This is a genomic window from Paraburkholderia sp. Tr-20389, assembly GCF_017104565.1.
Classification (GTDB): Bacteria; Pseudomonadota; Gammaproteobacteria; order Burkholderiales; family Burkholderiaceae; genus Paraburkholderia.
This window is the reverse complement of sequence record NZ_JAAGPD010000008.1, coordinates 38,462-53,111: the sequence shown is the minus strand read 5'-3', so window position 1 is coordinate 53,111 and position 14,650 is coordinate 38,462. Positions and strand designations below refer to the sequence as shown.

Sequence of the window (14,650 nt, the reverse complement as noted above, 5' to 3'; positions counted from 1 at the left end):
CGGCGCGCTTGTCGTAGTGGATTGAAGGGTTTGCGCTACGACCGGCGTCCTTCAGCGCGCATCGAGACAGCGCAGGCACAACGCATGAATCTGTGCCGCGCTGAGGCCCCGGCACATCGCGACGAGCGGATGCGGGCTGCATGACGGCGTTTTGCTTCTGGTCGTGCCGATCGCATTGACAGGTGCGAGGGCAGGGCGCGCGTCGTCGCTTCCTTGCGGAACAGGTTCGCCAGGGGAAGCATTGCCGCGCTTTCGGCCCGCTTCATTCAACGTCTCGTCGACTTTTGCATCGAGCGTCGCCTGGCTTGAAAGCGGTGGCGCATGCGCGTCCGTCACGACGGGAATCGCCTCGACGCTGCCGCGTATCGCATTGATACGCGCGTTCATCACCACCTTGCCGACGTAGCCTGCGCGAAAGCCCGTGGTGAAGTTGCCGCTGTAATAGCATGACAACGCGGCGCGTAAGGCGCTCTGCGGATCGCCACGCGCGGCGCTGGAACGCGCGAAGCAATCGGTGAGAATCGCGGCGGCCGCGCGCAGGTTGCGGCAAGGTTCGAAGAGCGACGCGGCCGTCTCGCCATACTTCGCGAAGTTGCGATTGTTCACTTGCGCGAGTCCGATGCTGTAGCTGAAGCCGCGGGCTTCCAGCGCACGCACTGTCGCGAGCGCTTCGGCAAGCGATGCAGGCTGGCGATCCAGATGGCCGCCCACCACGCCGATCGCAAACGGATTGAAACCCGACTCGGTGCGCACGAGTGCGGCGAGCGTCACGACATCGACATTCGCGGCGCAACTGCGCGCAAGCTGCGTGAAGCCCGCGCGCGGAGCGTTCGTTTGCGCAACTGCGTTGCGTTCGACGAATACGGCCAGTAAGGTCGCCTCGCACGTGAGTACGCAGACGACCCGAGCGAGCGCACACATCGCAAGGTGCTTGCGCGCCGCGCCGTTCATCCCGCCACCCTGTACGACAGCACGAGACCGTGCACGAGCAGCGACCAGCCATCGAGCGCGACGAACAGCAGCAGCTTGAACGGCACCGAGATCGTCGTCGGTGAAATCATCTGCATGCCGAGCGCGAGCAGGATGTTCGCAACCAGCAGATCGACGACGATGAATACGATGTAGATCACAAAACCGATCTGGAACGCCTTCGTCAGTTCGGCGAGCGTGAAGCTCGGCACCAGCACCAGCAGGTCATCGTCCTTGAGACCCTCGGCGCGGCTTTTCGGCCACACACTGGTTGCTGTCTTGACGAAGAACTCGCGGTCGCGCAAGCGCGTGTGCGCGGTGAGAAAGTCCTTGATGGGCGGCAGTGCGGCATCGGCGAGCGCGCCGATATCGGCGGTCGACAACTGTCCGGACGGATTGAAATCGCGCTGCTGCAACGCATCGCGGATATTCATGCCGACGGGCGCCATGATGAACAGCGACAGAATCAGCGCGATACCGTTGAGCACCATGTTCGGTGGCACCTGCTGGATGCCGAGCGCCGAGCGCAACAGGCCGAGCACGACCACCAGCTTGGTGTAGCTCGTCACCATCAGCGCGGCGAACGGCGCGATGCCGAGCGCGACGATAACGGCGATCAGCGAGACAGGATTCGGCAGGTTACCCATCCTGGCGCTCGCGCGGCGGCTGAGCGACGGGCGGCGTGAGCGCCGTGACCCGGACGCCGAGCTTCTGGCCGACGGCGATCAGATGGCCCGCGCCGATCTGCGTACCGTTCGCGACAATGCGGATCACGCTCTGATTGATGCCCTGTTCCAGTTCGATCACGGCGCCTGGCTGCAACGTGCCCAACTCGCCGAGCGTCATCGTGCACGACGGTAACTGGAACGTCAGTTCGATGGAAAGTCCTTCGAACTGGCGTGTGGACTGCGGTGGCTGCGCGGTGGTGGCGGCAGGCTGCGCGGATGAATCCTGCGATGCGGTTGTGTGCGCGCGGGCCGCGTCCTGCGATGACGTAGGTTCCAAAGGCATCTCCCTGATTCGTTCGACGACGATGCGGTTGCCCGACGGTTTGCCGAGCACCTCCCATGCAGGCCTTGATGGCAGGTGCGCAGCGCACAGCAGGTTTTGTCCCTGCGTGTGCCAGTGTTCGATCGCGATGATGTCGCCCGACTCCACGTCGGCGAGTTCGTGCGCCATCAGCGTCGTGCGGCCGAGTTCGAACGTGAGCGGTACGGGTAGTGCAGCGAACCGGCTTGCCAGCGTGTCGCGCGGGGTGGCGGCGGAGGAAGGTGGCCTGGCGAAAAATACGTCGAGTGCGTCTGGCACGTCGAACAGCAGGGCACCGTGACAGAGCCAGCCGTCGTCGGTGCGGCGCAATTCGAAGTGCAAGGCTGCGATGGATGAATCCGCTGGCTGTCCGGAAGCGGGCGGCAGCAACTCCACGCGCTGACGCGTAAGCGTCTGCAACGCCTTCGTTAGCGGCGCGCATAGATCGGCCAGCAATGCGGCGCGCAGCACGGCCGGCACGCCGGGCGCGGCGGCATCGCCGAGCCATTCCGCTTCTGCAGAAGGATCGATCCATACGGTGCCCTGTGCCGGTCCGACGACGAAGCGGTAACCATTGGCGTCGGCGAAGGGGGCGGCGTCGGCGCGCCACGTGATCTCATAGGCTTGTTTGGCAAGACAAATCGCGAGCGGTGCGCTGGCTGCATAGGCGTTTGTCAGTCCCCGCGCCGCTGCGGGCGACAGGCGGGGGAGAAACGGCGAAACATCGAGCGGCGTGACGCGATCCGCGTCGTGTCGATGCGGGTCGTCCGTCATGTGATGCGGAAGGTCGTTGACGTCGGCTCGCAAGAAGGACAACGCATGCACGGCGGATCGGATGAATGGAGTTCGAGTGCTGGAAGGCAGCACGTCCAGTCTGTCGATTGTAGGAATGGAGGGGGCGCGATTGTGCGGCGCGAATCGTAGTGGACGTGACGTCCGTCGGGCGGAAAGCCGGTTAACTACGAGATTCCCGCGCGTGCGCGGCTGCGAGCGCGTCTCTGAATGTTGGGCTACGACAATATGAAGTCTTGAATCTACAATGGCCGTTCGGGGGCCATTTGAATGTCGCCGATGGCATCGTCTTTATGGTGCCGCCTGAAGGGATGGCCTATGAGGGGAGGCCGGGCGGTTGACCCGATTCGGCCGATATTGTTGAAGAAGGGTTCGATGCAGGGATCCGTCTTGGCGAACGGCTGTCGCAGGATATGGTTGCCGTGCGCATTCGCTCCAATTTGCGCTTTGCTGTTGTCGGTTCACCCGCGTACTCGAGAAACACGGCGTTTCGTCTACGCCTCACCACCTGAATGAGCATATCTGCATCCGCTACGCGTTTCCGGGCGGCACGATTCTGCAATGGGAGTTTCAGACGAATGGCGAATTCCTTCATGTCGAGGTGGACGGTCCGCTCACCGTCGACAGTCAGGAACTCATGGTGGATGCCGCCGCGCGTGGAATCGGTCTCGCGTACGTCTGAGAGCAGCGTGCCGAATCCTGTTTGCGGGACGGCAGGCTCGTACGGTGTCTTGACGAGTGGTGCCCACTTGAAGAACGCATCTTCCTCTACTTCCCGAGCAGAAAACATCAGCCCGCCGGCTTGCGCGCGGTCATCGAAGCGTTGAGGGCCTGACGCAGGTTACGCATTTTCGCTTGCGCTTCGTAGGAGATTGACGGTGCCTATAGTTGAGTGGAATCCGGTCGCGATCGTCGCCATGGCAACTTGTACACCTTTCGGTATTGGCGCTTCGCCGGTTCTCGCGGCTCGCCCTGCGATGCGGACCGATTTCTGCGTCGATCGTCTGGCGGATCAACGGGCGGCTTGCGTCCTCGTTCGAGTGAGCCGGGCCTTTATTTCTTTTACGCGCCTTTCAGGATTTCATTGCAAGCGCGAACGACACTTCATGCGCAAAACATTGAAGCCTGCGCCACACGAACAGCACTAACGGCATGCACGTCAAGCGTGCTTCCAGAAAGTGCAGGGCACCGAAAATGAGCACTTGAAACGGCCGTCACATTGTTGACCTAAATGAATGCACTGCCGATCTTGCTACCAGTTTGTTCAGTGCAAAAATCGGTCACGAACAAACACGATCCATTAACGTCAGAAGATTGCCGCTACACGCAGAAAGGCCACTCTAGAACCATGATTGGCGACCGAATTAAAACAAAGTGTAGGAACATCCGACAAGCTATCGGAAATTCGCGACACAAATAAGGATGCGCAACGCATCCAATCTATGATGCACCGCAAATAAGCAGTTTCCGACGCAGAGGGTCTGGCGTCTAAAAAGGCCACGCCTGATAGGGCACAAAGGCTGTCAGTTGGTGCATCGAAAGAACAATACGCCCGCCTTTTTCGGTCATCGTAGTTGGTAATGGCAGTGAAATCTCCCGAGGCAACACTACGTCGTCTGCCATCTAAGACGGGAGTGTTGCAGTAACGATCGCCTGAACGTTCAAAAAGCCAGGGATGTGGCCTTTCGTGCGCATCTACCCAGTTCTTTCCATACCCGCAATGGTCAAGGGGAAGGCTCATGACGTGTGCAAGTCTGGAATCACCTTTAACGGATTGGGTGCAAATGCCCGAACCCAATGTGCAGTGCACGCCTGTCACGCGTCGCGTGGCAATCCTGTTATTCGAAGATTGTTCGTTTGCGGTGACGGTCATGATCGGCGAGATTTTTCAGGCCGCGAACGAAGTCGCGTCGAACGCGAATCTCAACGTGAGATATGAACTCGGCTTTCTATCCGCAACGGGCGGAAACGTGAGATGTTCGTCCTCGATCGGCGTCTGGACGGATGGGCTCGATTCGTGGCACTGCCAGGGTTTCGATGCGTTGTTCGTCTCGGATGGCGCCGGTGCAAATGCCGCGTCACGCGACGAACGTCTCATTGCGTGGTTGCGTCGCGTACACGCGAACATGATCGCAGTACGGCCGCTCGGTGAAGGTCATACGCTGTTTCAATTGGCATGCGCAAATGCTGAGCCGCAACCCGTCGGCTTCGAGAGCGGCGCAGTGGGCGAGTCGAACGGCGAGGAGGGTGAACGCACGACTGTTCGACTCGAACTCATGAAGGGCGCGCTGATCCTGCTCAAGCGTGATCTTGGCGATGCGTGTGCGCGCAGCGTCGCCGAATATGTGATGCCTGACACCTTGCCGGCGCTGTCACCGCTTTTGGGCGGCAGTCCGGATAGCGAATCCGACGACAGGGTGCAAATCGCGGCGCGTTGGTTGACGGAAAATTGCCAGCGTCCGATCTCAATCGAAGATGCGGCACGCGTGGTCGACATGAGCACCCGAAATTTTCAGCGATGCTTCAAGCTGGAAGTGGGCGTCACGCCTTCCGCCTATCTGATGCGTGCACGGTTCTCGATTATTTGCAGCTTATTGACGCATTCCGAGTTGCCCGTCGACAAGATCGCGCGGCATACGGGAATGAGCAGCGGCGATCGGCTGGCAAAGGTATTTCGGCGGCAATTGAATGTGTCGCCGACCGAGTACCGGATAAAAACACGGCGGGAAGCAGGTATCTAGCTTACGCAGCCCAAAAAGTCTTGTGGTTTTTTGTGGATTGCAAATTCAGTTGCGTCCATCTCTTATCCGTAGCACCGGGTTCGCGCTCGCATTGCGCGCCTTCAGTTTCAGGTGCTCGATTGAAGCTCCGTACATTTCATTCGTGTGACGTGGGATAGGTCGATCCCACGCTTCTCGGTGATGAGAGGCCACTTCGTCTGTAGCGGCAGTTTCGTGGCCACGTTGAATACGAGGAAGCGAAATGAGCAAGTTCGAAGAGAAGGACCCGGCCCTCGTGGCCGGGAAGTACTGGAACGATCATCATGCGGTGTCAGACGTCCCGGCTCAGATGTTGCCGGCTACCGTTTCGATACCTGTCGAGCACGCCGTTGAACGGCAAGTGCATCTGATCGAATCCGTAGCGACCGACGCCCCCTTGGTGGTCTCCACGAATCATGATGGAATGCGACTGTTGCTTCGGCCATTTTCTTGCCGCCTTCTCGCATCGGTGGTGGAGCAAGGGCCGCCGCCGTATGAGATGTTCGTCGAAGGATGGTTGTTGACGGGAGCGGGTACTGAAAATCCGTGTACGCAAGCAGTACAGGTACATTTTCAGTTCGGTGAAAGAGCGACGCATGTGCAACGGGATTCTACGTCCGAGGAAGCGGGAATCCCCGAAAGGATCCACGGGTCGGCGAGCTTTCTAAAGTCGAATCTGGAGCACGTCGTCACAGTCGCGGATGTCGCGCGCACTGTAGCAATGAGCGAGCGAAACTTTCTGCGGCGCTTTCGCCAGGAGTTCGGCATGACGCCTTCTGAGTACCTGCTGCAAACGCGGCTGCAAAAGAGCTGTCAATTGCTCATCGAAAGCGAACTCCCCGTAGACAAGATTGCGCGGCGCTGTGGAATGACGAGCGGAACCCGCCTTGCGAAGATCTTTCGAAAGCGTTTTGGCATGTCGCCAACCGAATACCGATTCCAGAACGGAAAGAGCTCGCGTGCACTCACCGAGGCTTGAGGCAAGCCCGGCAAGCGTCTGTCGGATTGTTCTTGCCGAAGCCTGCCCAGAGCAGCGGCGAGTACCTGTCGATTGCCGCCTGGATCGGCGCATGATGTCCGTACGCGACGGCCGATACAGTCAACAGCGAACCCGCCACGAAGGGGCGCAGTCTGGTCGGTAATAGCGGCGGCTTCTGGCGCATCAACAATACCGTCACGAGCAGGCCGAGCGTCCAGCCTGCTATGACCTCCGACACCGAGTGCGCCTCATCGAACACACGTGAGACGCCGATCAGTGTGGCAATGGCGACGCCCGAATACAATGCCGCGCTCCGTCTGTTTGCTCTGCCGTCGTGCAGCGTGAGCAGAAACGACATTGGCCATACCGCCGACGCCAACATGGTATGTCCGCTAATCATGCGAAAGCTGATTGCCTCTATCTGCATGCCAGAGCCCGCATAGAGAACCTTGCTCAGGCCGACAAGCGACATTGCGCCAACAAGCAGAACGGACCATAAGAAGGCCACCCTCGACCCCGTTAGCGAGCGCGTCAGCCAGGCGATGCATACGGCGGCGAGTGGCAGTGTCAAGGCCGCGTCCCCGAGATTGCTGATAGCCAGCCACATTCGTTGATCCTTTTTCGAATGACTTAAGTGTATTGCAGAGCATGAACATAAATATTTCGCGTTGCAAACGAATTGGTATGTGCAATTTGACAGTTAAATGACGTAATCGATTCAAGTCATACAAATGTTATCTATTCCTCTGTCTTTAGCGTCGCGTCTTTGCCACCTGTGTGCAAACGGATCAGACAACGTCGGGCACGATTCGGCCAATGAATATTGAAGCGTGGTCTGTCAAGTATGATGCACTGCATATAAACGCATCAGTGAATCAAGCAGGGATGTCAGTTTCGTACGGTTTGCGATGCGACTTTCAATGCAGTTATAGGAGTGCTTTTTCCCGTTCAGATGCTCACGTAGACAATTGCGCTAGCCGCGGCCGGTAATTCACGTAGGAGTCCAAAAATGATCGTGCGTGACGAAAAGATGATGGAGAAACATGACGGCCACGATGCTTGCGAGAGCGACGCGTTCCTGCATTCCGATTCCGTCGAAATGGTGCCGGTGATACTTGCGGGTGGAGCGGGCACTCGTCTCTGGTCGATGTCGAGAGAGCAGTACCCAAAGCAGTTGGCCGGTTTGCTTGGGCACAATTCGCTGTTGCAGGCCACCGTCGCGCGCACGCGGAATCTTTCCGGTCCGTGGCGCCTGGCTCCTGTTCCTGTCGTGGTGTGCGGCGACGAGCATCGGTTCATTACCGAGGAGCAGACCCGTGCCGCGGGCGTTCATTCCTCGATCGTGGTGGAGCCGGCGCGGCGCGACACGGCCCCCGCGCTCACGCTTGCCGCAGCGGCCCTGTCCCGCGACGGTGCCGATCCGATCATCGTCGCCATGCCGGTCGACGATGCGATCGCCGACGTCGAGGCTTTCCAGCGAGCGATCTCGATTGCCGCACGCTATGCCGCCGACGGCGCAATCGTGACGTTGGGCGTGCCGCCCACGCGAGCCGAGACGGGCTACGGCTATATCCGGTTCGGTGCGTCGCTAGCAGGCACGGCACGCAACATCGAGCGTTTCGTCGAAAAGCCGGCCGCCGAGTTGGCCACAGATTACGTGCAGTCCGGCGGTTACTGGTGGAATAGCGGCATATTCGTCATGCGCGCGAAAGTGTGGCTCGAGGCCGTCAATCGGCTTCAGCCCGCCATGTACCGTGCGTGCGTAGAAGCTATCGAAAACGGCATGAGCGATGCGCCGTATTTCTACGTTAGTCCGCAGCATTTCAACCGTTCACCGCCGGCGTCGATCGATCATCTGGTGATGGAACGGATCGGCATCGACGAATCACTGCCGCCAGGTGTCGTTGTGCTGCTCGATGCGGGTTGGGCCGATCTGGGCTCCGCCCGCGTGCCGGGCGACGGTTACGACGAGTTGGCGCAACGCGGCGTCGTTCAGGACCGCGCATTGGCAACCGGTAGCGCAGCGACGATCAGCGATGTGCAGAACATGAAAGTGGCGATCGTCCACGATTGGCTCGTGACGGCTGGCGGCGCAGAGAAAGTTCTCGAACAGATCATACGTTGCTTCCCCGATGCGGATCTTTTCAGCCTCGTCGACTTTCTCGAAGACCGCGATCCTGTTTGCGGCAAGGTCGTGACGACCTCGTTCATTCAAGAGCTGCCCTTTGCGAGGCGTAGATATCGCGCATATCTTCCGCTGATGCCGCTCGCGATCGAGCAATTCGACCTTTCCGATTACGACCTGGTCATTACGAGTTCATATGCCGTAGCAAAAGGGGTGCTCGTTGGTCCCGACCAGACTCACGTCAGCTATGTGCATTCACCGATGCGCTATGCGTGGGATCTTCAGCATCAGTATCTTCGCGAGTCGCATCTGACGCGAGGACCGAAGTCCTGGGCTGCGCGTGCGCTATTGCACTACATGCGAAGCTGGGACGCACGTTCGGCCAATGGCGTCGACAGTCTGATCGCGAACTCAGATTTCGTCGCACGCAGGATGATGAAAACCTATCGGCGCGAAGCGACGGTGATCGCGCCACCCGTTGACGTCGAGCGCTTTGATGTATGCAGTCAGAAGGATGATTTCTATTTCACCGCGTCGCGCCTGGTTCCCTACAAGCGCGTCGATCTGATCGTCGAGGCGTTTTCGAAAACGCCGGAGCGGCGTCTCGTCGTGATTGGCGATGGACCGGAAATGGAGAAAATCCGTGCGCAAGCAGGGCCGAACGTCACGCTGCTGGGATACCAGTCGTTCGAGGTCTTGAAGGATCACATGCAGCGCGCGAAGGCCTTCGTCTTTGCGGCCGAGGAAGATTTCGGCATCGTGGTCGTCGAGGCCCAGGCTTGCGGTACGCCGGTCATTGCATACGGCAAAGGCGGTGCACTGGAAACCGTTACGCCCATTGGCAAACCGCATCCGACAGGGGTGCACTTTTTCCGGCAGAGCACGGCGTCGTTGCTAGAGGCCGTGGACTGTTTCGAACGTCAGGGGCAGCAGATCAGTGCCGCCGTTTGCCGTGCGAACGCCGAGCGCTTTTCGGTCGCGGCTTTCAAACACGCATTCATGCACGAGGTCGGCACGACGATCGCGGCGAGCCGCGGGCGCTCACATCACATCGGTTCGTTACGCGATCTCGATCTCGTATGGTCCGCCAACCCGGCGCATCGCATTCTGCAAAGTTGAAGCGTCGGCTGCAGGCGCTCGTGCGTGCGCCTACGGGGTGTTCGAGTGGAAGGAATCCGACCAACGCTGTAGACCGTGCATCGCGAACCTGCCGCGAAATTCCGGCAAAGGAGAGGAAATTGACGAATGCATTTGTTACGGGCATCACCGGACAGGACGGCGCCTATCTTGCTCAACTGCTGCTCGAACGCGGCTACGAGGTGTTTGGCACCTTTCGCAGCAGAAGCACGTCGAATTTCTGGCGCATGGAAGAACTAGGCGTGCTGGGGCATCCCAATCTTCATCTTGTCGAATGTGATCTGACGGATCTTGGCGCGACGATACGCCTGATCGAAAAAACGAAGCCACGCGAAATCTATAACCTCGCTGCCCAGAGCTACGTCGGCGCTTCGTTCGAACAGCCCGTTACAACCTCGAAGATCACGGGCGCGGGCGCGCTTCATCTGCTCGAATCGATCCGCACACTCGATTCGTCCATTCGCTACTACCAGGCGTCGACATCGGAGATGTTCGGCAAGGTCGGGGCGGCGCCTCAAAACGAGGAAACGCCGTTTTATCCGCGCAGTCCATATGGCGTTGCAAAGCTTTACGCGCACTGGCTCACGATCAACTACCGGGAGTCGTACAACATCTTTGCGTCGCCCGGAATCCTGTTCAATCACGAATCGCCGCTGCGCGGACGTGAATTCGTCACGCGAAAAATCACTGACGCGGTCGCTAAGATCAAGCTCGGAAAGCAGGATGTGCTTGAACTGGGCAATCTCGATGTCAAACGTGACTGGGGCTTCGCGAAGGAATACGTGCATGGCATGTGGCGCATGCTCCAGGTGGACGAGCCGGAGACCTTCGTACTGGCGACCAATCGTACGGAGACGGTGCGCCGCTTCGTCACGATGGCGTTCAAGGCAGCGGGAACGCAGATCGAGTGGCGCGGCCGCGGCGCGCAGGAAGAAGGCATCGACATCTCAAACGGCACGGTGAGAGTGCGCGTCAATCCGAAGTTCTATCGTCCTGCCGAGGCAGAACTTCTGGTCGGCGATCCGGGAAAAGCAAGGGAAAAACTTGGGTGGGAATGTAAGACCACACTTGAAGATCTATGCAAGATGATGGTCGATGCAGACCTTGCTCGGAACGAGAAAGGCAGTTCCTTCTGAGTTTATCGATCACGGATGTGCAAACGAGCAATTTCGTTCTAAAGGAGTACGAACTTGAGCGTACGGAACATCGGGATGAAGGGTGAGCCGGGCCGCGGCGATGAAGATGCGTTCGTCGCGGGTGACTTGGGGCGGCTGATCGTCGACAACATCGGGGTCGTGACGTTTATCGCCGCACTGGTGTTCGTGGCGTCGATTCTGAACGCGTATTTCGCGACCCCGATGTATGACGCCAACGCAGTACTGCGCGTCGATCTGCCGAACCCGAATGGACTCGGCATTGCTTTGCAAGCGCCGCAGGTTGCACAACCGGTCCCTCTGAAGCTGCCGACCGACGTCGAGATCGAAATGGTTCAGAGCCGCAACGTGTTGCTGCCGGTGATCGAACAGTACCGGCTGAACGTTTCGGTCACGCCGCGCCAGGTGCCTTTGCTCGCGGAAATCACCGGCTTGTTCGCGACGCGTGGCACACCCATGCCACCCGTTCTCGGCCTTCGGTCATTTGCATGGGGCGGTGAGGACGTGCATCTGACGTCGCTGCGAGTACCGCGCGATCTGGAGAACGAGCCGCTCAGGATGCTGGTGCTCGAAGGCGGACGATACCGGCTCGATGACCAGAACGGGCGCCCGATTCTCGCGGGCACGGTGGGCGTCCCGGCCACGGGCGACGGCGTGTCGATCACGGTGGACCGCATGGCGGCGCGGCCGGGCACACACTTCACGGTCGTGCGGTATAGCGATGTCGATGCGATTGCGCGGCTGCATCGGCAATTGCAGGTGATGGAGTTGGGCAAAGACACGGGCGTCATCCAGATCCTCTACGAAAGCAGCGATCCTCTGCTCGCCATGCGCGTCACCGATTCAATTGCGAAAACCTATGTCGCCGCGCACATCGCGCAACGGCGTGAAGAAGCGAGCGAGACGCTGGCGTTCGTCGACGGCGAACTGCCGCGCTTGCGCGATGAACTCAGGCAGGCGGAAGTGCGCCTGAGCGACTACCAGACGGCAGTCGGGACGATCAAGCCCGATCCCGAGAGCACGATGTATTTGCAGGGCAGTCTCGACTTCGCGCGCGAGATTGCCAATGTGAGACTGCAACGCACGCGGCTGCTCGAGCAGTTCACAGCCGACAGCGCTCAGGTGCGGACAGCCGACAATCAGCTCAAGCAGTTGATCAGCGAAAAGGAAGGATTCGAAGCCCGCTTCAGCACCTTGCCGCTAGCAGTGCGTACGACAGCCGACCTGACCCGCGACGTAAAGGCGGCCAATGACATCTACCTCGCGATGCTCAACAAGTCGCACGAACTGGACGTGACGCGGGCGGGGACGCTGGGCAACGTGCATATCGTCGACACGGCACTGTGGCCGTCGAAGCCCGTCAAGCCGAAGCGTCTTCTGATCGTTGTGTCGGGTGCTGGAGCGGGTGTGATCCTTGGCGTGTTGTTCGTATTCGTGCGACAGCAGTATTTCAACGGCGTACGCGAGCCGCTTTCCGTCGAACGGCGTTTGCGCTTGCCGGTGTTCGGTGCGATCCGGTTCAGCAACGAGCAGGCGCGGCTCGACTATGGCGCGGAACGTATTGCGTCGCCGGAGACACACGCAGGCGACAAGATGGGCGGCGAGTCGCATACGCCCGATCACGTCGGCGCAATCGACGCTGCCGGAATCGAGTCTCAAGGGCTTCGTGAGCCAGGTATCGGTGCTCATTTTCATCGTGCGTCGCACGACGCATCGAACCACGCCAGATCACCGTCGTTCGCGAGAAAGCGGCACGTGACAGGAACGCCTTTGGCCCTGTATCGGCCGGCGGATCTGGCGATGGAACAGTTGCGCGATGTGCGGACGGCTTTGGAGTGCGCGGTCGCTCTTGCGCCGAACAAGATCCTGCTCGTGACGGGCGCGACGCCCGGCACCGGCAAGAGCTTCGTCTCGGCGAATCTCGCCGTGCTCGCCAGCGAGACAGGCAAGCGTGTCTTGCTGATCGATGCCGATATGCGTCGTGGCGTGCTCGCCTCGCATTTCGGGCTGCCGGCGTCGAACGGTCTCGCCGAGCTGCTGGCGGGTCACGTCATGCCGCTGCGCGCGATTCAGCCTACCTGCATCGACGGTATGTCTCTGCTCGCGACGGGCCTGTATCCGCCTAATCCATCGGCGTTGCTGGCGACCCAGCGCATGCGGAACCTGCTTCAGCTTGCCAGCGAGCAATTCGATCTCGTCATCGTCGACACACCGCCCGTTCTCGCCGTAACGGACGCAAACATTCTTGCCGCGCATGCGGGCGCCACGTTGCTGGTGCTTCGTCCGAACGTGCAGACCCAATCCGAACTGGAAGAGACGTTGAGGCGCCTCGATCGCGCGGGCGCCAATCTCATCGGCGCTGTCTTCAACGCGATGCCGCAACGGCGGAGTGAAAAGCGATGGCATGCCTATGCGAGCGCTTACACCGCAACTGCAAGCCAGATGCAACGCAATGCGTAGGTCCGACGCGATGGTCGCATCGGCTCCGTAGATCACGGTAGAGGGGGAAATCATGCTCGATACGCCACATAGAACTGATCCTGGTGCACTTTCTACGGCATCAGGGAGCGTCATCTCCGACCGATCCGGAAACGGAGTCATGGCGGAACGCGACGCGCCGGACGAAGACTTCGTCATCAACGGCAAGTTCATGAGCCAACGGATGACGGGCGTGCAGCGCTGCGCCTACGAATTCGCCACCGCGCTACAGCGTGCAAAGGCGGAGCATAGGCAATTTTCGGTGATCGTGCCCGTCGATGCCAAAACAGCGACCGCACCGTTCAAGACCCGAACGGCATTTTCGTGGCTCAAAGGAACGCTTTGGGAGCAACTGGCCTTGCCGTTCGCATCGGGGCGTCACATTCTGCTTAGCCTTTGCAACGTCGGCCCGGTCATCAAGCGGCGGCATGTCGTGATGATCTATGACATGGCTGTGTTCGATGCACCGTCTGGCTATTCGAGGAAGTTCCGATGGTGGTACAGGTTCGTCTTCTTCTCGTTGAAACTCAATGCGAGACATATCGTCACCGTGTCGGAGTTCTCCAAGTCACGGATTCGCGCGGCGCTTGCAGTGCCGGATTCCAAGGTTTCCGTCGTCAAATTGGCCGCCGATCACTTCGGCCGCATAGAAAGCGATAGCGGTGTGGTCTCGCGCCTCGATCTGAAGAAGGACCGCTATGGACTGGCAGTAGGCAGCCTTGCCGGCGGAAAGAATCATGCACGTCTTCTTGCGGCAATCGAGCGGCTCGAACTGCGCGACGACTTCAAATTCGTGCTGGCAGGCGGAAACAACGCGCGCATCTTCGGCAACAGCGGAACCAGTGCCGGCGGCGAGGCGGAGAAGGTGGTCTGGGCGGGCTACGTGTCCGACAACGAATTGAAGGCGCTGTATGAGAACGCGGCCTTTTTCGTGTTTCCTTCGCTTTATGAAGGGTTCGGGCTTCCGCCTTTGGAGGCGATGTATTGCGGTTGTCCCGTGATCGTGTCTCGCGAGGCTTCGTTGCCGGAGGTATGCGGCGACGCCGCGCTCTATTGCGACGCCTATTCCGTCGAGGACATCGCGGAGAAGATGACGGCGATGATGAACGACGCGCCAATGCGCGCCATGTATCGAACCCGCGGTCGCGAACACGCGAAGCAATATCAGTGGGCGAAGTCTGCGAGCCGCCTGCTGGAGACGATCAGCCGCGCGCGCTAGTGCGCTCCG

10 protein-coding genes and 2 pseudogenes are annotated in these 14,650 nt (G+C 59.7%); 7 read left to right on the top strand and 5 right to left on the bottom strand.

Translation table 11 applies throughout. From position 1 onward, the window contains the following. Positions 1-51: 51 nt before the first annotated feature. The 4 genes from G3N95_RS11710 to G3N95_RS11695 form a co-directional block, all read right to left on the bottom strand. Positions 52-951, bottom strand: coding sequence for a lytic transglycosylase domain-containing protein (locus G3N95_RS11710; RefSeq protein ID WP_205970151.1), 900 nt, complete (start codon positions 949-951; stop codon positions 52-54). Continuing rightward, a complete protein-coding gene (gene sctR / locus G3N95_RS11705) occupies positions 948-1,616 on the bottom strand; it encodes a type III secretion system export apparatus subunit SctR (protein WP_205970150.1) in 669 nt (222 codons plus the stop codon). The genes G3N95_RS11710 and sctR overlap by 4 nt, the downstream gene beginning before the upstream one ends. Next, positions 1,609-2,772 carry a type III secretion system cytoplasmic ring protein SctQ gene (gene sctQ, locus G3N95_RS11700; protein WP_205970149.1) on the bottom strand — a complete coding sequence of 388 codons (1,164 nt, stop codon included), beginning with the start codon at positions 2,770-2,772 and terminating at the stop codon, positions 1,609-1,611. Before sctQ ends, sctR begins: the two co-directional genes overlap by 8 nt. A 334-nt stretch (positions 2,773-3,106) precedes the next feature. Further along, positions 3,107-3,580 carry a hypothetical protein gene (locus G3N95_RS11695; protein WP_205970148.1) on the bottom strand — a complete coding sequence of 158 codons (474 nt, stop codon included), beginning with the start codon at positions 3,578-3,580 and terminating at the stop codon, positions 3,107-3,109. Between the two features lie 949 nt (positions 3,581-4,529). Between G3N95_RS11695 and G3N95_RS11690 the strand changes: the two genes are divergently transcribed. Next, the gene (locus G3N95_RS11690; protein ID WP_205970147.1) at positions 4,530-5,531 is read left to right on the top strand and encodes a helix-turn-helix domain-containing protein; all 1,002 of its coding nucleotides are present in this window, start codon (positions 4,530-4,532) and stop codon (positions 5,529-5,531) included. A 241-nt stretch (positions 5,532-5,772) separates the two neighbouring features. Beyond that, a complete protein-coding gene (locus G3N95_RS11685) occupies positions 5,773-6,528 on the top strand; it encodes a helix-turn-helix transcriptional regulator (protein WP_205970146.1) in 756 nt (251 codons plus the stop codon). Here the strand turns inward: G3N95_RS11685 and G3N95_RS11680 are convergent. After that, entirely contained in the window at positions 6,515-7,135 is a 621-nt protein-coding gene (locus G3N95_RS11680) for a phosphatase PAP2 family protein (protein WP_205970145.1), read from the bottom strand. The genes G3N95_RS11685 and G3N95_RS11680 overlap by 14 nt on opposite strands. 402 nt (positions 7,136-7,537) lie before the next feature. On the opposite strand from G3N95_RS11680, the pseudogene G3N95_RS40525 reads away from it, so the two are divergent. From G3N95_RS40525 to G3N95_RS11660, 5 genes and pseudogenes are all read left to right on the top strand, one after another. Beyond that, positions 7,538-8,458: pseudogene (locus tag G3N95_RS40525) on the top strand (mannose-1-phosphate guanylyltransferase); the annotation flags it as partial. A 117-nt stretch (positions 8,459-8,575) separates the two neighbouring features. Beyond that, positions 8,576-9,694 (top strand): annotated as a pseudogene (locus G3N95_RS40520) (glycosyltransferase family 4 protein); the annotation flags it as partial. Between the two features lie 197 nt (positions 9,695-9,891). Beyond that, positions 9,892-10,926 (top strand): GDP-mannose 4,6-dehydratase, encoded by a 1,035-nt coding sequence (gene gmd, locus G3N95_RS11670; RefSeq protein WP_205970143.1) that lies wholly within the window; start codon positions 9,892-9,894, stop codon positions 10,924-10,926. Positions 10,927-10,980: 54 nt separating this feature from the next. Next, positions 10,981-13,404 (top strand): polysaccharide biosynthesis tyrosine autokinase, encoded by a 2,424-nt coding sequence (locus tag G3N95_RS11665; RefSeq protein WP_241018420.1) that lies wholly within the window; start codon positions 10,981-10,983, stop codon positions 13,402-13,404. A 139-nt stretch (positions 13,405-13,543) separates the two neighbouring features. Next, complete coding sequence (locus G3N95_RS11660; RefSeq protein WP_241018417.1) at positions 13,544-14,641, top strand: glycosyltransferase family 1 protein; 1,098 nt, start codon at positions 13,544-13,546, stop codon at positions 14,639-14,641. Positions 14,642-14,650 lie beyond the last annotated feature (9 nt).

Coding starts and splice junctions, on each gene's coding strand:
- G3N95_RS11710 (WP_205970151.1), bottom strand. CDS start 951: ATGAACGGCGCGGCGCGCAAGCACCTTGCGATGTGTGCGCTCGCTCGG.
- sctR (WP_205970150.1), bottom strand. CDS start 1,616: ATGGGTAACCTGCCGAATCCTGTCTCGCTGATCGCCGTTATCGTCGCG.
- sctQ (WP_205970149.1), bottom strand. CDS start 2,772: ATGACGGACGACCCGCATCGACACGACGCGGATCGCGTCACGCCGCTC.
- G3N95_RS11695 (WP_205970148.1), bottom strand. CDS start 3,580: ATGTTTTCTGCTCGGGAAGTAGAGGAAGATGCGTTCTTCAAGTGGGCA.
- G3N95_RS11690 (WP_205970147.1), top strand. CDS start 4,530: ATGACGTGTGCAAGTCTGGAATCACCTTTAACGGATTGGGTGCAAATG.
- G3N95_RS11685 (WP_205970146.1), top strand. CDS start 5,773: ATGAGCAAGTTCGAAGAGAAGGACCCGGCCCTCGTGGCCGGGAAGTAC.
- G3N95_RS11680 (WP_205970145.1), bottom strand. CDS start 7,135: ATGTGGCTGGCTATCAGCAATCTCGGGGACGCGGCCTTGACACTGCCA.
- G3N95_RS11660 (WP_241018417.1), top strand. CDS start 13,544: ATGGCGGAACGCGACGCGCCGGACGAAGACTTCGTCATCAACGGCAAG.